The 19,745-nt window shown below is 62.6% G+C and carries 18 protein-coding genes and 1 pseudogene; 16 read left to right on the forward strand and 3 right to left on the reverse strand.

Going from position 1 to position 19,745, the window contains the following annotated elements:
* Positions 1-79 precede the first annotated feature (79 nt).
* Positions 80-364, forward strand: a complete 285-nt coding sequence (locus E4M07_RS01445) for a DUF4242 domain-containing protein (protein WP_246660334.1) — start codon at positions 80-82, stop codon at positions 362-364.
* 92 nt (positions 365-456) lie between these two features.
* A complete protein-coding gene (locus E4M07_RS01450; RefSeq protein ID WP_136656506.1) occupies positions 457-828 on the forward strand; it encodes a hypothetical protein in 372 nt (123 codons plus the stop codon).
* Between the two features lie 12 nt (positions 829-840).
* Here E4M07_RS01450 and hemN read toward each other — a convergent pair whose 3' ends face one another.
* Complete coding sequence (hemN, locus tag E4M07_RS01455) at positions 841-2,193, reverse strand: oxygen-independent coproporphyrinogen III oxidase (RefSeq protein ID WP_136656507.1); 1,353 nt, start codon at positions 2,191-2,193, stop codon at positions 841-843.
* A 290-nt stretch (positions 2,194-2,483) separates the two neighbouring features.
* On the opposite strand from hemN, the gene E4M07_RS01460 reads away from it, so the two are divergent.
* Both E4M07_RS01460 and E4M07_RS01465 read left to right on the forward strand, forming a co-directional pair.
* Entirely contained in the window at positions 2,484-3,212 is a 729-nt protein-coding gene (locus tag E4M07_RS01460; RefSeq protein WP_136656508.1) for a Crp/Fnr family transcriptional regulator, read from the forward strand.
* A 139-nt stretch (positions 3,213-3,351) separates the two neighbouring features.
* Positions 3,352-5,142, forward strand: a complete 1,791-nt coding sequence (locus tag E4M07_RS01465; RefSeq protein WP_169054051.1) for a DUF4153 domain-containing protein — start codon at positions 3,352-3,354, stop codon at positions 5,140-5,142.
* Between the two features lie 18 nt (positions 5,143-5,160).
* On the opposite strand, the gene E4M07_RS01470 is transcribed toward E4M07_RS01465, so the two are convergent.
* Complete coding sequence (locus tag E4M07_RS01470; protein ID WP_136656510.1) at positions 5,161-5,685, reverse strand: hemerythrin domain-containing protein; 525 nt, start codon at positions 5,683-5,685, stop codon at positions 5,161-5,163.
* A 225-nt stretch (positions 5,686-5,910) separates the two neighbouring features.
* Between E4M07_RS01470 and ccoN the strand changes: the two genes are divergently transcribed.
* The 8 genes and pseudogenes from ccoN to ccoS form a co-directional block, all read left to right on the forward strand.
* Complete coding sequence (gene ccoN, locus E4M07_RS01475) at positions 5,911-7,533, forward strand: cytochrome-c oxidase, cbb3-type subunit I (protein ID WP_136656511.1); 1,623 nt, start codon at positions 5,911-5,913, stop codon at positions 7,531-7,533.
* Between the two features lie 12 nt (positions 7,534-7,545).
* The gene (ccoO, locus tag E4M07_RS01480; protein ID WP_136656512.1) at positions 7,546-8,277 is read left to right on the forward strand and encodes a cytochrome-c oxidase, cbb3-type subunit II; all 732 of its coding nucleotides are present in this window, start codon (positions 7,546-7,548) and stop codon (positions 8,275-8,277) included.
* 10 nt (positions 8,278-8,287) lie between these two features.
* The gene (locus tag E4M07_RS01485; protein WP_136656513.1) at positions 8,288-8,464 is read left to right on the forward strand and encodes a cbb3-type cytochrome c oxidase subunit 3; all 177 of its coding nucleotides are present in this window, start codon (positions 8,288-8,290) and stop codon (positions 8,462-8,464) included.
* A 3-nt stretch (positions 8,465-8,467) separates the two neighbouring features.
* Positions 8,468-9,331, forward strand: a complete 864-nt coding sequence (gene ccoP, locus E4M07_RS01490) for a cytochrome-c oxidase, cbb3-type subunit III (protein WP_136656514.1) — start codon at positions 8,468-8,470, stop codon at positions 9,329-9,331.
* 204 nt (positions 9,332-9,535) lie between these two features.
* Positions 9,536-11,104, forward strand: a complete 1,569-nt coding sequence (gene ccoG, locus E4M07_RS01495) for a cytochrome c oxidase accessory protein CcoG (protein ID WP_136656515.1) — start codon at positions 9,536-9,538, stop codon at positions 11,102-11,104.
* Entirely contained in the window at positions 11,104-11,604 is a 501-nt protein-coding gene (locus E4M07_RS01500) for a FixH family protein (protein ID WP_136657462.1), read from the forward strand. Before ccoG ends, E4M07_RS01500 begins: the two co-directional genes overlap by 1 nt.
* A complete protein-coding gene (locus E4M07_RS01505; protein ID WP_136656516.1) occupies positions 11,604-13,901 on the forward strand; it encodes a cation-translocating P-type ATPase in 2,298 nt (765 codons plus the stop codon). Before E4M07_RS01500 ends, E4M07_RS01505 begins: the two co-directional genes overlap by 1 nt.
* Positions 13,898-14,047 (forward strand): annotated as a pseudogene (gene ccoS, locus E4M07_RS01510) (cbb3-type cytochrome oxidase assembly protein CcoS); the annotation flags it as partial. The gene E4M07_RS01505 and the pseudogene ccoS, both read left to right, overlap by 4 nt.
* Before the next feature lie 10 nt (positions 14,048-14,057).
* On the opposite strand, the gene E4M07_RS01515 reads toward ccoS, so the two are convergent.
* Positions 14,058-14,885, reverse strand: coding sequence for an alpha/beta hydrolase (locus E4M07_RS01515; protein WP_136656518.1), 828 nt, complete (start codon positions 14,883-14,885; stop codon positions 14,058-14,060).
* A gap of 256 nt (positions 14,886-15,141) precedes the next feature.
* Here E4M07_RS01515 and E4M07_RS01520 point away from each other — a divergent pair, with 256 nt between their 5' ends.
* The 4 genes from E4M07_RS01520 to E4M07_RS01535 all read left to right on the forward strand — a co-directional run bounded on the left by E4M07_RS01520 (position 15,142) and on the right by E4M07_RS01535 (position 19,744).
* Positions 15,142-15,378, forward strand: a complete 237-nt coding sequence (locus E4M07_RS01520) for an Lrp/AsnC ligand binding domain-containing protein (RefSeq protein ID WP_136656519.1) — start codon at positions 15,142-15,144, stop codon at positions 15,376-15,378.
* Positions 15,379-15,396: 18 nt separating this feature from the next.
* The gene (locus tag E4M07_RS01525; protein WP_136656520.1) at positions 15,397-16,563 is read left to right on the forward strand and encodes an FAD-dependent oxidoreductase; all 1,167 of its coding nucleotides are present in this window, start codon (positions 15,397-15,399) and stop codon (positions 16,561-16,563) included.
* A 121-nt stretch (positions 16,564-16,684) separates the two neighbouring features.
* The gene (locus E4M07_RS01530; protein WP_136656521.1) at positions 16,685-17,281 is read left to right on the forward strand and encodes an XRE family transcriptional regulator; all 597 of its coding nucleotides are present in this window, start codon (positions 16,685-16,687) and stop codon (positions 17,279-17,281) included.
* Positions 17,282-17,308: 27 nt separating this feature from the next.
* Entirely contained in the window at positions 17,309-19,744 is a 2,436-nt protein-coding gene (locus tag E4M07_RS01535; protein ID WP_136656522.1) for an FAD-dependent oxidoreductase, read from the forward strand.
* Position 19,745 lies beyond the last annotated feature (1 nt).

Here is a 19,745-nt window from a genome sequence, read left to right on the forward strand (position 1 = left end):
GATCAGCGCCATACGCCCGCCACAGCGGTCGTGTTAGGATGGACGACAGGCGCACCACTCCAGATATCAGGAGGCTCGGATGGCACTGAACAGATTCATCATCGAACGCGATATTCCCGAAGTCGGCTCGCTCGACCGCGAGCAATTGGCCGGCGCGGCGGCAAAGTCGAACGAGGCGCTGGCCCAGCTTGCGCCCGACATACAGTGGGTCGAGAGCTTTGTCGCGGGCGACAAGACCTTTTGCGTCTACCTGGCGAAGGATGAGGACGTGATCCGCAAACACGCCGAGATCAGCGGGTTTCCGGCAACAAAGATCACGCCGATCCGCAAGATGATCGATCCGACGACCGAAAAGGCGTCCTGACACTCAGGAAACGTCCCAGGGATGCCGGGCACGGCGCGGCCATCGGGTCTCGCGGTTTTTTCCGTGCGTTATGGTTGTGGTAACACGTCGATATGGGCCAGGGTAAACGCACCATCTTGACGGGGATTCGCAGGGCGTTCCTGCGGCACCAGCTTTGGGTGGTCAACTGGTCGCTGGAATTGCCGGTCATATCGACTTTGTTTGTTGGCACGCTTTTTGTGTGGTTTGTTGCGCCCGCGCTGGTTCTCTCGCCGCTGTATATCTACTTGATACATAACGGGTTTCTGGGAAACGGAAATCTCGTTGCGAATACAGTGGTTATTTTCTTTTCCGGCGTAGCTGCGGTCGCACTTTTTGTGTGGCTATGGGAATGGTATCTCATCTCAGTTTGCCTGATGTTTGGCGCCAAGCAACCGGCATTTCGCAAGCAGGAAGAACTCCAGATGGAACTCTCGTCCGAATAAAGACCAGCGCCCTTAAACCGATACGGAGTGACGGGCCGTTCCCTTGCGCAGGTAACGGTCGAATTCCGCGGCGATGGTGCGTACATAGGGGCGTCCGGTTTCGGTCACCCGGTAGGCGCCGGCGTCCTTGACGAAAAGGTCGTGGCCGTCGGACTTCACGAGCGCGTCCGCTTCCTCCAGCACCGTTTCGGCGGGTTGGCCGAAGCGTGACCGCAACTCGTCGCCCGAAAAGCCGAAATCGCACATCAGCCGCTCGATCAGCCAGCCGCGCATCGTGTCGTCCTGCGACAGCTCAAGCCCGCGGACCGTCGCCAACCCGCCTTCGGCATCGACGCGGCGCTGGTAGTCGTGGGTGGACGGCGTGTTCTGCACGTAGCCCTGCGGCAGCCGGCCGATCGACGATGCACCGAGCCCGATCAGTGCGTCGGCATCATCGGTCGTGTAGCCCTGGAAATTGCGGCTCAGGCTGCCGTCGCTTTCGGCGCGGCTGAGCGCGTCGTGCCGGCGCGCGAAGTGGTCCATGCCGATGCGGCGATAGCCGTTTTCGGTCAGCAGTTCCGCGGCGCGGCTGGCCTGTGCGAAACGCTCTCCAACATCCGGCAGCACGCTTTCGTCGATCATGGTCTGGTGCTTCTTCATCCAGGGCACATGCGCATAGCCGAACAGCGCGACGCGGTCCGGCTTGAGCGAACGGACCTTTGCCACGGTATCGTCAATGGTTGCCAGCGACTGGTGCGGCAGGCCGTAAAGCATGTCGAGATTGACCGACGCGACGCCGCGTGCGCGCATCACCTCCACGACAGTGCGGGTCTGCCTGAAGGTCTGCGGGCGGTTGATCGCCGCCTGGACCTTCGGGTCGAAGTCCTGGACGCCGAGGCTGGCACGGGTGACCCCGAATTCCGCCATGGCGTCGTATTTTTCCTCGTTGAGATCGTTCGGATCCATTTCGATGCTGATTTCGGCATTGGGCGAAACATCGAAATGCATGTCGATGGCCGATCTCAGCGCCGCGAAATCCGCCGGCTCCAGCATGGTCGGCGAGCCGCCGCCGAGATGCAGGGCGGTCACCTCGGTTAATTCGCCCATCAGGCCACCGACCGTTGATATTTCTTTGTATAGCGATTGAAGATACCGCTCTATCGGCTTGTATTGACGCGTTTGTTTGGTCGTGCAGCCGCAGAACCAGCAGAGCCGGTCGCAAAACGGAATGTGGACATAGAGCGAGACCGAGCTGCCGCGCGGCAGTGCCTTAAGCCATGCCCGGTACGTCGCGTCGTCGAAGTCGCCCCTGAAATGCGGGGCCGTCGGGTAGCTGGTGTAGCGGGGCGTCGGCCTTTTCAGTTTCTCGATCAGGATGTCGTGCATCAGGCAGCTCCGTGGGATTGTCCCGGAGCGCCGCAACAGTGCGGAAACGGCCGGAACAGGACTGCCGGTTGTCTACAGCAGCTCGCGCCAGCCGATATTGATCCTGGTCAAAGGGTGAGACAATTGGCTGCAGCCGGTTGCAGGAAGCGTGGAACGTGCTGAAATAAAACAAGGAATGGTGATTGCCACGCTCGTGCGGCCGGGTGTCGGGTGTCGGAGACAATAGGTCGCATTCCAGTCGAAAGTGTAATAGTAAAAAGAATGCACCGGCAGACAACCGGACTATAAAAATGACAGAACAGCGCAGGGATATTCACAACTCCGAGATGCCGGCCTTGTGCCAGGCCTGCGAAGCGCGCCATCACGGCATGTGCGGGGCGCTGAATCCGGGTGAGCTGACGCATCTGAACAAGGTCGCCAACCGCCGCGAGGTCAAGCCCGGGACGGCACTGGTCGCCGACAGCGAGCCCGTGACCCACTATTCGAACATCCTTTCTGGCGTCGTCAAACTGACGAAGATTCTCGCCGACGGGCGGCAACAGATCGTCGGTCTGCAGTTCGCTCCCGATTTTCTTGGCCGTCCGTTCAAGACGTCCAGCGACACCAATGCCGAGTCGGCAACGACAGTGCGGCTGTGCACATTCCCGCGCAGCGCCGTCGACCGGATGATCGAGGAAAGCCCGAATCTCGAGCACAGGCTCCTGGAGCAGACGCTCAAGGAACTGGACGAGGCGCGCGGCTGGATGGTCACGCTCGGACGCAAGACGGCGGCGGAAAAGGTGGCGAGCTTCCTCTACCTGATCGCCACCAATATCGATCCCGCATCGGACGGCGGAACGGACATCTCCTTCGACCTGCCGCTGACGCGGGCCGACATTGCCGATTTTCTCGGCCTGACCATTGAAACCGTGAGCCGCCAGATGACCAAGCTGCGCAAGGACGGGGTTATCCAGATCGAGAATAACCGCCATGTGAGCGTGCCCGACATGGAAAGGCTGGCGCACCGGGCGAGCATCTGAGGCGACGGCGTCGCTCCGGCCTGTCCGGTCGGGGTCGGGTCACTTAATTTGGCCATGATCGTCATTGTACAACACCAGCTTGTCTGAAACCGGGGACGCAACCTGAAACCGGTTTTGCTGTCGATCGATGGGTTTGCGGATGTCAATTATCAATCGTATGGGACGTCTGCTTCCCGACTTGTCCTTGACCGTTGCCCGGTTTCCCGTTCCGTTTGCAGTCAGCGTGCTGGCGGCGATCATCGGCAACCTGGACATTGCTGAAATCATAAACCTGCCGAGTGTTTACGACCCTCCCTACACGGTTGCCTGGCTGAAGAAGGAATCGCTCTACGGCGCCCTTGTCGCCGCCTTCCTGGCCTCCGGCGCCGCTCATTTATTTGCCGAGGCGCGGCGGCTGAATGGGGCCATGAGCCTGTTGCTTGCCCTTGTTGCCGGGGCCGCCGCCACTGTCCCGTTCTGGTTTGTCACCAGGCTGGAGTTCCAGATTCTGATGATGTTCTGGCTTCCGGGGCTTGTGCTGCTGGTCATGGTCGCGGGCTATCTGCGAGCCGGGGGTGCGGACAACGCGATCTGGATATTCAACGCCCGGCTTGCGCTGGCCATTGTTCTTGCGACCGTTGTTGGCCTGGTGTTCTTCCTGGGCCTAGTAGCCATCGTTGAAAGTGTTGAATATCTGTTTTCCATTCGGCTCGGTTCGGACAGTACCGAACATATCCTGTGCACTGCGGTTACGCTTGTCGGGCCGGTGTTCGGGCTCTCAATGGTGTCGCGCGACCTGTCCGAGCCATTTGTCCCGCAGGAGCACTCCGGACTTCTGATCGCCGGGTCGTCGCTGCTTCTCAATTACCTGCTGATACCGATTGCCGTTGTCTATGTTGCGATACTCTACCTCTATGCCGGCAGGATTCTTCTGAACTGGGAATTGCCGCGCGGGCAGATCGGATTCATGGTGCTGCTGTTTGCGATCGGCGGAACCGGAGTCTGGTTGATCGCACAACCATGGAGACAGGGCGGATCAGCGCTCCTGCGGATCTTCCAAAGAACATGGTTCTGGTTGCTGACCGTTCCGCTCGGCCTTCTCTTCGTCGGTCTCTTTCGGCGCGTATCAGACTACGGTGTGACGCCGGAGCGCTACGGTCTGGCGCTCGTCGGACTGTGGGCGGCGGTTCTGGTCATCGGGTTCGCGTTGCGGTCGTCCTCGATCGGACCGCGGCTGATTATCGGTTCCCTTTCCGCATTGCTGCTGGTCGCGAGTTTCGGGCCCTGGGGCGCCGACCAGGTCTCCGTCCGAAGCCAGTTCTCGCGTCTGATCGTGATTTTGCAGGAGGCCGGATATCTGTCCGACGGCAAGATTGGCGCAGCGGACCGGTTCGACACCAAGCTGGCCGCCGACGGACGTTCGATTGTGTTCCTGTTGTCGGAGGCCGGGCGTCTCGATTTGCTTGCCCCGCTTTTCGCGGGGCGTGAAAACGACCCGTTTTCCGATGGCGGCCAGCAGGCGGATGCGGGCGAGGTACTGGGTCAGCTGCAGTTGAAAGAGCAGGCAGATGACGGCTCCGTTTTCGTGAACTACGCCGGGTGGGCCGGTCCCGTGGAACTGGCGCTTTCCAACAGCGCGGTCTTCTCCGGTGGCCACCGCTTCGGAACGTCATGGGGGTCCGGACAGCGATCGGATGGCTCAGGCCCGAAGATTTTGGTCAACGGCACGAACGTTGTTGTGTCACGCGGCGACGATGTCTGGCAGGCCACAACAAAGGACCTGATCGAGCGGGCCCGGGCTGCGGAAGACGATACCTCCAGACCTTTGATTATCGAACTGGAGGGCCAACGGGGCCAAGCCAGTCTCATCATTTTCGAGATTAGCGGCTGGATCAGGGAGTCGGAGTACGAGATCGAATCCGCACATGCCGTTGTCTTGCTTCCGCGCTAGTAGCCCCATCCTTGCGTCCTAGCCGGTCACCAACCCGTGCTGTCCTTCCGTCGCAGAGGCACGCAGCAGGCGCACCAGGTGCTCGTGTTCGAAGGCGATATGGCGGCGCATGGCCTCGAAGAAACCCCGCAGCATGTAGCCCGTCGCCTCCGGGTTTCCAGGCGCCTTTCCGGTTCCCAGTTCATGCAGTGCGTCGGCCAGTTCCTCGGCGAAACACTCGTCCTCGCAGTGCTCGAACCGCAGACGCATGATCGTCGTTTCAATGTCCGGGGCGGTGCCCGGGCTTTCCAGGGCCTGCGGGTAGAGGATTTCCTCCTCGAAACTGTGGATGTCGCGAAGCAGCGGCAGCAAGCGTTCGGCGAGTCGGGCGCAGGTCTGCCGGTCGATCTGACCGGGTATCGAATCGGCGATTTGCTCAAGCATGTCGCACAGGGTCAGCTGGGTCAGGTGCGCTTTTTCGAGCGCCTCCAGCGGATCGCCGTCCGGTGCGCTGAAAAACCGCGCCGATTCGTCGATCAGTTCCAGCGCCGCGGGCTGCTGCATCAAACCCTCCCAGACAAAGCCGCCGCGGTGCGCGGCTGGCGAAACGTCATGCAATTCGATATCAATTCAATGGCATTGAGCATAGCAGTGAGGTGTGCGCCAAAAGGTCAATTGATGCATTGATCGAGATCAATGAAGATCGCCGCACATTTTGAAATAACGCGGCCTGCCTGGCGGGATAAGGGACCCGTCCACTTAGTTCCGCTGCCTATTTGGGGGTAATCAATGAAATTCGCTGTCGAAACCGTCGCTGTCGGTGTCGGGGCCTTCCTGGCTCTGCTCGGTGCAGCCTTTGCGCGGGACAACATGTTCGCGGCCCACATGTGGGTGCTGTTCTTCGTGTTGCTGATTTCCGTCGTCGTGATGCTGCGCAACGTCAACTTTAGCGCAGCCAAAGCCGTGCCGGAGGCCGCCGATACATCGGGCTACAACGACGAGGTGGTCAAGTACGGGGCGATTGCGACTCTCTTCTGGGGGATAATCGGCTTTCTCGTCGGCGTGGTGGTTGCCGCACAGCTTGCCTTCCCGGATCTCAACATCGAACCCTGGTTCAATTTCGGACGCATGCGGCCCCTGCACACCTCCGCGGTGATCTTCGCCTTCGGCGGCAACGCACTGCTGGCAACGTCCTTCTACGTCGTGCAGCGCACGACGCGGGCGCGGTTGTGGGGCGGCAACGCGGCCTGGTTCGTCTTCTGGGGTTATCAGCTCTTTATCGTCATGGCGGCGACCGGCTATCTGCTGGGCATTACCCAGAGCCGCGAATATGCGGAGCCGGAATGGTATGTGGATCTCTGGCTGACGGTGGTCTGGGTCGTCTACCTGCTGGTCTTCCTCGGCACGCTGATGAGGCGCAAGGAGCCGCATATCTATGTGGCCAACTGGTTCTATCTCGCCTTCATCGTGACGATCGCAATGTTGCATGTCGTGAACAACCTGGCGGTTCCGGTCACGTTCCTCGGCGCCAAGAGCTACTCGGCGTTTGCCGGCGTCCAGGACGCCCTGACGCAATGGTGGTACGGCCACAACGCCGTCGGCTTCTTCCTGACGGCCGGCTTCCTCGGCATGATGTACTACTTCATTCCCAAGCAGGTGGGCCGGCCGGTCTATTCCTACCGGCTTTCCATCATCCACTTCTGGTCACTGATCTTCCTCTATATCTGGGCGGGTCCGCACCATCTGCACTACACGGCCCTGCCGGACTGGGCGCAGACGCTCGGCATGGTCTTCTCAGTCATGCTGTGGATGCCGAGCTGGGGCGGCATGATCAACGGCCTGATGACCCTGTCGGGCGCGTGGGACAAGATCCGTACCGATCCGATCGTTCGCATGATGGTGATCGCCGTCGCCTTCTACGGCATGTCGACCTTCGAGGGTCCGGTGATGTCGATCAAGGCGGTGAATAGTCTCAGCCACTACACGGACTGGACCATCGGTCACGTGCACTCCGGTGCGCTGGGCTGGGTCGGCATGATCTCCTTCGGGGCGGTCTACTACCTCGTGCCCAAACTGTGGCACCGCCAGCGGCTCTACTCGCTGCGGCTCGTCAACTGGCACTTCTGGCTCGCTACGCTCGGCATCGTCATCTATGCGGCGGTGATGTGGGTGGCCGGCATCCAGCAGGGCCTGATGTGGCGCGAATACGACGAGCAGGGCTTCCTGGTCTTCTCCTTCGCCGAAACCGTTGCCGCGATGAAACCCTACTACATCCTGCGGACGATTGGCGGTGCGCTGTATCTCATCGGCGGACTCATCATGGGCTACAACATCGTCATGACCATCCTCGGCCGGGAACGGGAAGAAGCGCCCATTCCGGGCAGCCAGCCCGCCATGCAGCCGGCCGAATAGGAGACAACCGATATGGCAATGATCGATAGGCACAAGATCCTAGAAAAGAACGCGACGCTGCTCCTGGTTGCCTCCCTGGTGGTGGTCAGCATCGGCGGTATCGTGGAGATCGCGCCGCTCTTTTACCTCGAGAACACGATCGAGAAGGTCAAGGGCATGCGGCCTTACTCGCCGTTGGAGCTCTCCGGGCGCAACATCTACATCCGCGAGGGCTGCTACGTCTGCCACAGCCAGATGATCCGCCCGTTCCGCGACGAGGTGGAGCGTTACGGCCCCTATTCGCTGGCAGCGGAGTCGATGTACGACCATCCGTTCCAGTGGGGCTCGAAACGTACCGGGCCGGACCTGGCCCGCGTCGGTGCGCGCTATTCGAACGAGTGGCATGTCCAGCATCTCATCGAGCCGCGGTCGGTGGTCCCGGAATCGGTGATGCCCAGCTACGCCTTCCTGCTCAACCGGGATCTGGACTACGAGAACATCGCACTTGAACTCAAGGCCAACGTCGCCGTCGGCGTTCCCTATGACGAGGCGATGGTCGAGAACGCCCGTGCCGACCTCGAGGCCCAGGCCGATCCGGACGCCGACTGGTCGGGTGTCGAGGAGCGCTATCCGAAGGCCGTTCTCGGCGATTTCGACGGCGATCCCGGAAGGCTCACGGAGATGGATGCGCTTGTCGCCTATCTGCAGATGCTCGGAACGCTGGTCGATTTCTCCAGCTACGATCCGACATCGGGTTACCGGTAGGAGCCCGATCATGGATTACCAGACAATGCGGACCTTCGCCGATAGCTGGGGCCTGCTGTTCATGGTGATCGTCTTCGTCGCGGTGGTGATCTACACGTTCCGGCCCGGCAGCAAGAAAAAGGCCGACGAGATTGCCCAGATCCCGCTGAAGGACGACGACGATCCGAACAAGGATGACAAGGAATAGACGATGTCTGACAGAGAAATTGACGAAATCAGCGGCACCGAGACCACCGGCCATGAGTGGGACGGCATCAAGGAACTGAACACACCGATGCCGCGCTGGTGGGTCTGGACCTTCTATGCGACCGTCGTGTGGGGCATCGGATACATGATCGCCTATCCGTCAATTCCGCTCATCAACGATGCGACCAAAGGTCTGCTGGGCTATTCGAGCCGCGCCAGCGTTGCCGAGGAGATGGCCGCGGCCGAGGCGGTTCAGTCGCAGTATGTCGACCGTATCGCGCAAATGCCGGTGGAAGAAATTTCTTCCCATCCGGATCTCCTGCAATTCGCGATCGCCGGCGGCTCGGCCGCCTACAAGGTCAACTGTGTGCAGTGCCACGGCTCCGGGGCGCAGGGCGCGCCCGGCTACCCGAACCTCAACGACGACAGCTGGCTGTGGGGCGGCGACATCAACAGTATCTACCAGACGATCGCCCACGGCGTGCGCTTCGAGACCGACGACGATACGCGGTTCTCCGAAATGCCGGCTTTCGCCGATCTCCTGGAGCCGGAGGAAATCCGCCAGGTCGCGGCCTATGTTGTCAGCCTGACAGGCGAACCTTCGGACCCGTTGCTGGTTGCGCCGGGCGCCGAGATCTATGCCGAGCAGTGCGCCGTCTGCCACGGTGAGGACGGCACCGGCGATATCGAGTTCGGCGCACCGAACCTCGCGGACGCGATTTGGTTCTACGGGGAGACCGAGGACGAGATCGCCGGGCAGATCGCCAATCCGAAGCACGGGGTGATGCCCGGATGGGTCGACCGGCTCGGTGAGCCGGTGATCAAGCAGCTTGCCGTGTTCGTCCACTCTTTGGGCGGCGGCCAATAGGCATTAAACTGGCACTGCGGCGGCAGGAAGCCGCCTGCCGGAAAGGCAGGCAAATCGCCGCAGTGCATCGTTCGGTCGCATGGGCGCCGGATCAATAAAGGGGCGGTATGGTGTAGGTCATAAGCGGCCGTCGGGGAGGGCAGAGGTCACCGCCCGGCGGACCAAGGCAGCGTGTACAACCAACCGCAACCGAAGATGACACCAATGACGGATACTCGTTCGCAAGCAACCGATGTCGAGCAGTTCGACGCCCAGGCCGTCAATGCCGCGTGGGCTCGCAAGCCGCTCTACGAGGCGCGCAAGAAGATCTTTCCGAAGCGCGCCAGCGGCCAGTTCCGCCGCTTCAAGTGGCTGGTCATGCTGGTGACGCTGGGCATCTACTACCTGACACCGTGGCTGCGGTGGGACCGCGGACCCTATGCGCCCGATCAGGCGGTGCTCGTGGATCTCGCCAACCGGCGCTTCTACTTCTTCTTCATCGAAATCTGGCCGCAGGAGTTCTTCTTCGTTGCCGGCCTGCTCGTCATGGCCGGCTTCGGCCTGTTCCTGGTCACCTCTGCCGTCGGGCGCGCCTGGTGCGGCTATACCTGTCCGCAGACCGTGTGGGTCGACCTGTTCCTGGTCGTCGAGCGGGCGATCGAGGGCGAACGCAACCAGCGCATGAAGCTGGACAAGGCGCCGTGGTCGGTCGACAAACTCGCCAAGCGGGTTTCCAAGCACGCGATCTGGCTGCTGATCGCCGTTGCGACCGGCGGCGCCTGGATCTTCTACTTCGCCGATGCGCCGACACTGCTGGTCAACGCGGTCACCGGGCAGGCGGAGCCGGTCGCCTATATCACCGTGGCGGTGCTGACGGCGACCACCTACGTGTTCGGCGGGCTGATGCGCGAGCAGGTATGCACCTACATGTGCCCGTGGCCGCGCATCCAGGCGGCAATGCTGGATGAAAACTCGCTGGCCGTCACCTACAACGACTGGCGCGGAGAGCCGCGATCGCGCCATGCCAAGCGGGCGAAGGCCGAAGGCAAGACCGTCGGCGACTGCGTCGATTGCAATGCCTGTGTCGTCGTCTGCCCGATGGGCATCGACATCCGCGACGGCCAGCAGCTCGAGTGCATCACCTGCGCGCTGTGCATCGACGCCTGCGACGGGGTGATGGACAAGCTCGGCAAGCCGCGCGGGCTGATATCCTACGCGACGCTCAACGAATATTCGGAAAACATGAAGCTGGCGACGGCCGGAGGAACGACGCCGATCAATCCGGACCTGATCCGCGACAAGGACGGATCCTTCATCGACCAGGTCAGGCATTTCGACTGGCGCATTGTCTTCCGGTTCCGCACGATGCTCTATTTCGGCATCTGGGCGCTGGTCGGACTGGCGCTGATTTTTGCGCTGCTGTCGCGCGACCGCCTCCAGGTCAATGTCCTGCACGACAGGAACCCGCTGCATGTGACGCTGTCCGACGGATCGATCCGCAACGGCTACACGGTCAAGCTGCTCAACATGATTCCCGAACCGCGTGTGATATTTCTGTCGATCGAAGGACTGCCCGGCGCCACCATGTCGATAACGGGCATCGACCAACCGGACGGCCGGTCCTTCGCCATTCCCGTCGATCCTGATAGGCTGCGCACGATCAAGGTCTACGTCAAACAGCCGCCCGACGAGGTGCTGCCGGGCAAGACGCAGTTCCACCTGGTGGCCGAGGACAAGGCCAGCACGGAAATGGACGTCTACAACGCGACATTCGACGCTCCGGAGGAGAAGTGATGCACGCAATCCGCTCGATCGTCCACGGACCCTTTACAGGCTGGCACATGCTGGCGGTCATGGTGCTGTTCTTCGGTACCATCATCGGCGTCAATGCCACGATGGCCTATCTCGCCGGCTCGAGCTGGAGCGGCCTGATCGTCAAGAACACCTATGTGGCGAGCCAGCAGTTCGATGACGACGTGGCGCGGGTCGAAGCGATGAAGGCGCGCGGCTGGACGTCGGCGATCGCGGTAAACGGAGCCTCCGTCCGCTATACGCTTGCCAATGCGCTCGGCACGCCGATTGTCGCCGACCGGGTAACCATGGCCTTCAGCCGTCCGGCGGGCGAGGATCAGGACCGGCTGATCGTATTGCGGGCGCAGGAAGACGGCAGCTATCGCGCGGGGCATGAACTTGGTGCCGGACAGTGGCTGGTCAAGGCCACGGCGACGAAGAACGGTGCGGTCGTCTACACCGATGTGCAGCGTATCGTCATCTCGACGGAAAGGAGCCGGTAATGAGCTGCTGCGCGTCGGGAACCGAATCCGCCGTCGAACTTGAGAAGGCGTTGCATGACGGGCCTTCGGGCGAGGAACTGCGGCTGTCCAGCCGTGATCTCGGCGGCGGCCTTCGGCAGACGGATCTCAGCGTTCCGGGCATTCACTGCGGCGCCTGCATCAGGACTATAGAAAATGGCCTTAACGCGCTGAATATAGTAAAAAATGCGCGGGTTAACATGTCGACCAAGCGGGTGAGCGTCAGGTGGTCGGACGATGCCGGCGATCCGGCTTCGATTGTCGACGCCCTGCACCGGCTCGGCTATGAGGCGCATCTGTTCGATTTCGCCGACGACGCCGAGGACAAGACCCTCTCGATGATGCTGCGGTCGCTGGCGGTCGCCGGTTTCGCCGCCGCCAACATCATGCTGCTCTCGGTTTCGGTCTGGTCCGGAGCGGAAGCCGCGACGCGGGACCTCTTCCACTGGATCTCGGCGCTGATCGCCATACCGGCGCTCGCCTATTCCGGCCGGATATTCTTCCGCTCGGCATTTTCGGCGCTGCGGAACAGGCGGCTCAACATGGACGTTCCGATCTCGCTGGCTGTGGTTCTCGCCTTCGCGATGAGCCTGTACGAGACCATCAATTCGGGCGAGCACGCTTATTTCGATGCATCGGTCACGCTTCTGTTCTTCCTGCTGATCGGCCGCACGCTCGATCACATGATGCGCGAGAAGGCGCGTTCCGCCGTGAAGGGGCTGGCGCGGCTGTCGCCGCGCGGCGCCATGACCCGCAACCCGGACGGCTCCAGGGTCTTTCTGCCAGTGGACGATATCAAGGCCGGCATGACGATCCTGCTGGCCGCCGGCGACCGGGTTCCCGTCGATGCAAGGGTTGTTTCAGGTTCGAGCGACCTCGACTGCTCTCTGGTCAACGGCGAGAGCGCGCCGCAGACCGTCTCCGAAGGCAGCGTGCTGCGCGCCGGAACGCTCAATCTGACCGGTCCGCTGACCATCGAGGCGCTGGCGCCGGCAAGCCAGTCCTTCCTGGCCGAGATGCTGCAGCTCATGGAGCGCGCCGAGAGCGGCAAGGCAGGCTACCGGCGCATCGCGGACCGGGCGGCGGAGCTCTACGCGCCGGTCGTTCACCTGGTGGCGCTGTTTTCCTTCATCGGCTGGATGATCGTCTCCGGCGACTGGCACCACTCGCTCTACATCGCGATTGCCGTCCTGATCATCACCTGCCCGTGTGCCCTGGCACTGGCCGTCCCGGTCGTCCAGGTGGTTGCCGCCGGCCGCCTCTTCGAGGACGGCATCATGGCCAGGGACGGCGTGGCGATGGAGCGGCTGGCGCAGGCCGATACGATCGTCTTCGACAAGACGGGCACGCTTACGCTCGGCCGGCCGCGCCTCTTGAATGGCGATGCCATCCGGCCCGAATACCTGAAAATCGCTGCACAGCTCGGCGCCCACTCCCGGCATCCGCTGTCGCAGGCGCTGGCGCATGCCGCGGCAGCCAGGCAATCCGAACCATTTGACGCTGTCGAGGAAATCCCCGGCGCAGGCCTGGAGGCCAGGCGCGACGGCATCACCTACCGACTGGGGCGCGCCGACTGGGCCCTGGCGGTTGCCGGCAGCGGCGGCGGCGAGAACGAGGACAAGGGGCAGGCGGTGCTGAGCGCCGACGGCCGTTTCCTTGCGGCCTTTGTCTTCGAGGATCGACTGCGCAGCGGCGCAGCGGCGACCGTTGCCGAACTGAAGGCTGCGGGCTATCCGGTCGAGATCATATCCGGAGACCGGGCGGGTGTTGTCGCGCGGCTTGCGGAAACGCTCGGCATATCGCGCTATCAAAGCGGCGTGCTGCCCGGCGGGAAGGCGTCTTACGTGGCGGGTCTTGCCGACGAGGGCCGGAAGGTGCTGATGGTTGGAGACGGCCTCAACGATGCGCCGGCGCTGGTCAGCGCCTACGTATCTATGGCCCCGGCCAGCGCCGCCGATGTCGGCCGCAACGCGGCGGATTTTGTCTTCCTGCACGAGAATTTCTCGGCCGTCAGCAACGCGATCGCCGTATCGAAGAAGGCCGGGCGGTTGATCCGCCAGAATTTCGGCCTGGCGATTGTCTACAACATGATCGCCATTCCGTCGGCCATCCTCGGCTACGCCACGCCGCTGGTCGCGGCCCTGGCCATGTCGTCCTCGTCGCTTGTGGTCGTGCTGAATGCCCTGCGCCTGAGGATCAGGAAACGCAAGGCCCGTGCCGCGGCAGCCGTCGCGCCGGAAAGCAAGCCCGGTGAAGAGGCGCTGGAGCCGGCGCAGTGAGCAACCTGATCTACCTCATACCGGTGGCGTTGTTCCTCGGCGCGCTGGGGCTTGTCGCATTCCTGTGGTCCATCCGCGCGGGACAGTACGAGGACCTCGAAGGCGCCGCGCACCGCATTCTCGACGACAGCGACGAACCTTTGCCGGACGGCTCGGCTACCCGCACAGAGCGCATGTCAGCGGATGATCCGCCTCCTGGAGGCCCTCGACGACATTGAAGTGGTGACGGTCGGGCTCCTCGACGCCGACCGTGGCGGCGCCAAGTCCCTTCCAGATGCTGGCCAGCAAGGCATTCTGACGCAGGAATTCGGCGCGCTCGCCGCCGCCGACCCAGCAGATCAGGCGCGTGTCGCCGACCGGCTCCAACAGGGCAGGGCTCTCGGTCAGCGCCTCCATCCGGTCGATATTGAGCGTGTCGTTCAGCTCCGTGCGCATCAGCGGACGCAGGTCGTGAACGCCGCTGATCGAGACCGTCAGCCGGATACGCTCGACGACGTCCGGGGGCAGAGGCGTGTTGCGGCACACCATGCGGGTCACCAGATGGCCGCCCGCCGAATGCCCGGCGAGCCGGATCGCGCCATCCACTTTGCGCGCGGCAGCGGTCACAGCCTCGCCGACTTCATCGGTGATGCCGGCGATGCGGATGTCCGGGCAAAGCGTGTAGGAAGGCAGCGCGACACTGTAGCCGTGCGCCAGGGGCCCGGCCGCCAGGTGCGACCACGACGATTTGTCGAAGGCCCGCCAGAAGCCGCCATGGACAAACACGATGAGGCCTTTCGGCGTTCCGTCCGGATGAAAGATGTCCAATGTGTTGCGCTCGCCGGCCCCGTATTCGACATCGAACTCGGCCCGGCCCGCGGCGCGGTATTCCTGGCGGAACCGTTTCGCCTGCGCCGCCCATTTCGACGGGTAATCTTCACCGCCGGGAATGTGAGGCATGTTGGCGTAGGCGTCGTCCCAGTCCGATATCTGGTGCATCAACATGTTCTGACCGTGTGTTTCTCTCTACTCCACAGAGCTGGGCCGACACTGTGAACCGAAAGTTTCGGCCAGCGCAAGTGCCGTGCCGACATCGCGATCCCGACAACAGGGATGAAAGCGGAATTTCCGAGATTGCCTATGGTGGCGTTCGGTGCAATAGATGCGCCAATTGCCTGCCGCGGCACGTTCCGCGGCGGCGCATCGCGTGACGATCCACAGCATCTCCTGTTGTGCAGGAGAACAGCGATTGGAGGAGGCCATGACCTGCGTTTTCGTTCAGCTCCAATGCCAGCCCGGCAAGGCCTATTCCGTGGCCGACAAGCTCTATGACCGGGAGATCATATCGGAACTCTACTCGACATCGGGGGAGTTCGATCTCCTGATGAAGATCTACGTTCCGAAGGGCGAGGATATCGGCAAATACATTCATGACAATGTGCTCAACATCCCCGGCATCGCCCGGTCGCTGACCACCATGACCTTTACCGCGTTTTGACGCCCCGGGAGCAATCCGATGGCGAACGATCCCATCATCATCATCGGTGCCGGCCAGTGCGGCCAGAAGGCGACCGAAACGCTGCGCCAGCAGGGCTATGAAGGCGGTCTCGTCCTGATCGGCGACGAGCCGCATGCGCCCTACCAGCGACCGCCGCTGTCAAAGGCGTTCCTGAAGGGTGAGATGAGCCTCGAGCGCCTGATGCTCAAAGGGCCGGACTATTTCGATCAGTTCAACATCGACGCACGGCTGTCGCGGTGGGTCGAGAGCATCGATCCCGCCGGCCGGAGGGTCCTGCTGCACGGCGGCGAGAGCGTTGCCTATTCGAAACTGCTGCTGGCGACGGGGACGCGGTCGCGCAAGATCCCGGTGCTGCCGGGCCTCGATCTCGAGGGCGTTCACTACATGCGCACGATCGCCGATGTGCAAGCGATCATGCAGGCACTCAAGCCGGAAACGCGGATCGCGATCATCGGCGGCGGATATATCGGCCTTGAGGTGGCGTCCGCCCTGCGGTCGTTCAAACACGACGTCACGGTGATTGAGGGCATGGAGCGGGTGCTGCAGCGCGTCGTCTGCCCGCAATTGTCCGACTATTTCCACCGGCTGCATAGCTCAAGGGGTGTCGCGATCCACGTCAACGCCGTGCTCGAGGCGATTGAGGGCGCCGGTCGGGTCGAGCGGATCCGGCTGCGCGACGGCCAGGAGATCGATACCGACATGGTGCTGATGGCGGTCGGCGCCGAGCCGGTTTGCGAACTGGCTGAGCAGGCCGGGCTGACGATCGAGAACGGTGTATCGACCGACGAGACCTGCCGGACATCCGACCCGAATATCTATGCCGCCGGCGATTGCTCCAGCTTCTTCTCGAAGCGCTATCAGCGGCATATCCGGCTGGAAAGCGTGCAAAACGCCATCGATCAGGGCAAACACGCGGCCGGCGCCATGCTGGGCTCCGCTGAGGTGTACGATCCGGTCCCCTGGTTCTGGTCGGACCAGTACGAGATCAAGCTGCAGATTGCCGGTCTTTCCCAGGGATACGACCGGACCGAGGTCGAGGGAGACGAGACGGAAGATGCCTTTGCGGTGCGCTATTTTGCCGGCGACCGGCTGCTTTGCGTCGACGCCGTCAACATGCCGCGCGCCCACATGATGGCGCGTCGGGAATTGGCGAATCTGGACTGAATGCGGGCGCGTCATTCCATCTCGTGAAAAAAACAGTTGATTTTTCATCAGCGTTGATGGAAGCTCGCTCGCATGTCTCGCCAGCGGACTGGCGCGTGATGCAAACGGTTTGGACGGCACAATGGCGAGCGACGGCGCGCAGGCTGAAAAATACAATCCCGGCAATGTCTCGGCGGATATCGGCCGTGACATCAGGGCGATTCGGCAATCGAAGGGCATGACCCTTACCGAGATGGCGGTGAAGCTCGGCCGGTCGATCGGCTATCTGAGCCAGGTCGAGCGCGGTATTTCGGCGCTTTCGACCGAGGAGTTGCGGCAGGTCGCGGAACTGTTCGGCGTTCCGCTCAGTTGGTTCCTGGTCCTGTCTGACGTCTCGGAGGACGAGCGCGGTCACGTGACGCGGGCCGGACTGCGACGCATGAGCGGCGACAATGAGGGCGGACTGGCGGAAGAACTTCTGTCTCCGGACCTTTCCGGATCCTACGAGGTCATCCGAAGCGTTTTTGCGCCCGGCGCGAAACTCTCCAAGCCGACGCTGCGCATGACGGAGGAGACCGCCTACATGGTTTCCGGCACGCTGGATATCCGCATCGGCAACAGGCAATTCACGGTCCGGGCCGGCGACAGCTTCCGCTTCAAGGAAGAAGAGTTCTACTGGGAGAACAACTCCAACGAACCGGCTGTCGCCATCTGGGTCGTCTCTCCGCCAATTTACTGATTTAGACCTAAAGCCAGGGAGGTTCTTATGGCTGAGCTCGCTTCCCATGCCCGTATTGTCATCATCGGTGGCGGCGCCGTCGGCGCCAGTTGCCTCTACCACCTGGCCATGGCCGGCGAGACCGACGTGCTGCTTATCGAGAAGAACGAGCTAACATCGGGTTCGACCTGGCACGCGGCCGGCAACACGCCGAACTTCTCGGGCAACCTCAACCTGATGAAGCTGCAGAACTACGGCTCGCGCCTCTACAACCGGCTCGGCGACGAGGTCGGCTACCCCATCAACCGGCACATGACCGGCGCTGTGCGCCTGGCGCACTCCAAGGAGCGGATGCAGGAGTTCGAGCACGTCGCGGCAATGGCCAATGCGGCGGGCATGGATATGGAAGTGCTTTCGGCGCAGGAGCTGAAGGGCAGGTATTATCCCTGGCTGGAGACACACGACCTGACGGGCGGCGCCTGGGATGCCGAGGACGGCGATATCGATCCGGCGCAGCTCACCCAGGCCTTTGCCAAGGGCGCGCGCGACAAGGGCGCCAAGGTGGCGCGGTTTACCAAGGTGACCGGGCTGTCGCAGCGCGCCGACGGGACGTGGGATGTGGCGACCGACAAGGGCAGCGTCCACGCGGAAATCGTCATCAACGCCGCCGGGTACTATGCCGACGAGATCGGCCGCATGGTCGGCCGCGACATCCCGATGGTGACCATGTCGCACCAGTACCTGGTCACCGAGGCGATCGGCGAACTGGAGGCACTGGACAAGAAGGTGCCGTTGCTGCGCGACCCGGACGACAGCTACTATCTGCGCCAGGAGGGCAACGGGCTGATCCTCGGGCCCTATGAATGGAAGGCGACGCCGCACTGGCTGAAGGAAGGCACCCCCGAGGATTTTGCCTTCCAGCTCTATCCGGACGACCTGGAACGCCTGGAATGGTATATCAACGCCGCGTGCGAGCGGGTGCCGATGCTGGCGACCGGCGGCGTGCAGAAAGTGATCAACGGGCCGATCCCCTACGCACCGGACGGCCTGCCGCTGATCGGACCGGCCCCGGGGCTGACAAATTTCTTCGAGGCGTGCGTCTTCACCTTCGGCATCTGCCAGGCGGGCGGCGCCGGCAAGGTGATTGCGGAGTTCATCACAGAGGGCGAAACGGAGCTTGACCTGTGGATGGTCGATCCGCGCCGCTTCACCGATTACGCGACCAAGACCTACGCGACGGTCAAGGCCATCGAGGTCTATCAGAACGAATACGCGATGCATCTGCCGCACCGGCCGTGGCCGGCGGGACGGCCGGCGAAGACCTCGCCGCTTTACGGCACAATGGCGCAGCACGGCGCCCAGTTCGGCGGTTTCGGCGGCTGGGAGCGGCCGCTCTGGTTCGCCCGCGAGGGCGACCGGCCGGAACCCGACATGACCCATGGACGGCCGCATTTCGACGATGCAATCGCCGCGGAGGTCCGCACAGTCGCCGAGCGGGCGGGCCTGCTCGACCTGACCGGCTTCACGCGCTTTGAGCTGTCGGGCCCGGGCGCCGTCGACTGGCTCGACGGCATGATCACCGGAACGTTGCCGCGGCTCGGGCGCGTGTCGCTGGCCTATTTCTGCGCCGAGAGCGGCCGGGTGATCACCGAACTGACAATCACACGCCTTGACGACGACCGATTCTGGCTGATCGGCCCGGCGGCGGGCTACTGGCATGATCGCGACTGGCTCAAACAGCATATGCCGGACGACGGTTCCGTGACGCTCGAAGACATCACGGCCCGCTACGGCACGCTGGTGCTGGCGGGGCCGAAGTCGCGGGAAATCCTGTCGGCGATCGCCGACGAGGACCTGTCGAACGCCGCGCTGCCGTGGCTCTGTGCCGCGCCGATCACGATCGGCATGGCCCGGGGACTGGTGCTGCGGGTCAATTTCGTCGGCGAACTGGGCTATGAACTCCACATGCCGATGGAGACCATGCCGGCCGTGCACAAGCAATTGCTGGAGGCGGGCGAGGAACACGGGATCGGCCATTTCGGCATGTATGCCATGGAGTCGATGCGCCTGGAAAAGGGCTACCGCGGCTGGAAACAGGACCTTTCGTCCGAATACACGCCGCTGACCTCGGCGGTCGACCGCTTTGTCAAGCTGAACAAGGCGCAGTTCATCGGACGCGAGGCGCTGCTTAAACAAAGCCAAGAGGGCGTTGCCGAACGTTTCGTGGCCATGGAAGTGGAGCCGGGCGACGGCACGGAGGCCCCCTATGGCAGCCCCGTCTATGCCGGCGAGGCGCGCGTCGGGCTGATCACATCCGGCGGCTTCGGCCACCGGACCGGAAAGTCGATCGCGCTCGGCTATGTCGACGCCGCGCAAACGGCGGAAGGCACGCAGCTGCTGATCGACATCTACGGGGAAAAGCGCCCGGCGACCGTGGTTCCGGAGGTTATCTACGATCCGGACAACGAACGGCTCAGGGCATAAT

Source organism: Nitratireductor sp. XY-223 (assembly GCF_004959855.1).
Lineage (GTDB): Bacteria > Pseudomonadota > Alphaproteobacteria > Rhizobiales > Rhizobiaceae > Hoeflea_A.

What these genes read in the sequence shown, in the direction of transcription:
- ccoP (WP_136656514.1), top strand. Translation starts at nt 8,468, where the DNA reads ATGTCTGACAGAGAAATTGACGAAATCAGCGGCACCGAGACCACCGGC.
- E4M07_RS01520 (WP_136656519.1), top strand. Translation starts at nt 15,142, where the DNA reads ATGACCTGCGTTTTCGTTCAGCTCCAATGCCAGCCCGGCAAGGCCTAT.
- E4M07_RS01530 (WP_136656521.1), top strand. Translation starts at nt 16,685, where the DNA reads ATGGCGAGCGACGGCGCGCAGGCTGAAAAATACAATCCCGGCAATGTC.
- E4M07_RS01515 (WP_136656518.1), bottom strand. Translation starts at nt 14,885, where the DNA reads ATGTTGATGCACCAGATATCGGACTGGGACGACGCCTACGCCAACATG.
- ccoN (WP_136656511.1), top strand. Translation starts at nt 5,911, where the DNA reads ATGAAATTCGCTGTCGAAACCGTCGCTGTCGGTGTCGGGGCCTTCCTG.
- ccoO (WP_136656512.1), top strand. Translation starts at nt 7,546, where the DNA reads ATGGCAATGATCGATAGGCACAAGATCCTAGAAAAGAACGCGACGCTG.
- E4M07_RS01500 (WP_136657462.1), top strand. Translation starts at nt 11,104, where the DNA reads ATGCACGCAATCCGCTCGATCGTCCACGGACCCTTTACAGGCTGGCAC.
- E4M07_RS01485 (WP_136656513.1), top strand. Translation starts at nt 8,288, where the DNA reads ATGGATTACCAGACAATGCGGACCTTCGCCGATAGCTGGGGCCTGCTG.
- E4M07_RS01535 (WP_136656522.1), top strand. Translation starts at nt 17,309, where the DNA reads ATGGCTGAGCTCGCTTCCCATGCCCGTATTGTCATCATCGGTGGCGGC.
- E4M07_RS01450 (WP_136656506.1), top strand. Translation starts at nt 457, where the DNA reads ATGGGCCAGGGTAAACGCACCATCTTGACGGGGATTCGCAGGGCGTTC.
- E4M07_RS01445 (WP_246660334.1), top strand. Translation starts at nt 80, where the DNA reads ATGGCACTGAACAGATTCATCATCGAACGCGATATTCCCGAAGTCGGC.
- E4M07_RS01465 (WP_169054051.1), top strand. Translation starts at nt 3,352, where the DNA reads ATGTCAATTATCAATCGTATGGGACGTCTGCTTCCCGACTTGTCCTTG.
- E4M07_RS01470 (WP_136656510.1), bottom strand. Translation starts at nt 5,685, where the DNA reads ATGCAGCAGCCCGCGGCGCTGGAACTGATCGACGAATCGGCGCGGTTT.
- E4M07_RS01525 (WP_136656520.1), top strand. Translation starts at nt 15,397, where the DNA reads ATGGCGAACGATCCCATCATCATCATCGGTGCCGGCCAGTGCGGCCAG.
- E4M07_RS01505 (WP_136656516.1), top strand. Translation starts at nt 11,604, where the DNA reads ATGAGCTGCTGCGCGTCGGGAACCGAATCCGCCGTCGAACTTGAGAAG.
- ccoG (WP_136656515.1), top strand. Translation starts at nt 9,536, where the DNA reads ATGACGGATACTCGTTCGCAAGCAACCGATGTCGAGCAGTTCGACGCC.
- hemN (WP_136656507.1), bottom strand. Translation starts at nt 2,193, where the DNA reads ATGCACGACATCCTGATCGAGAAACTGAAAAGGCCGACGCCCCGCTAC.
- E4M07_RS01460 (WP_136656508.1), top strand. Translation starts at nt 2,484, where the DNA reads ATGACAGAACAGCGCAGGGATATTCACAACTCCGAGATGCCGGCCTTG.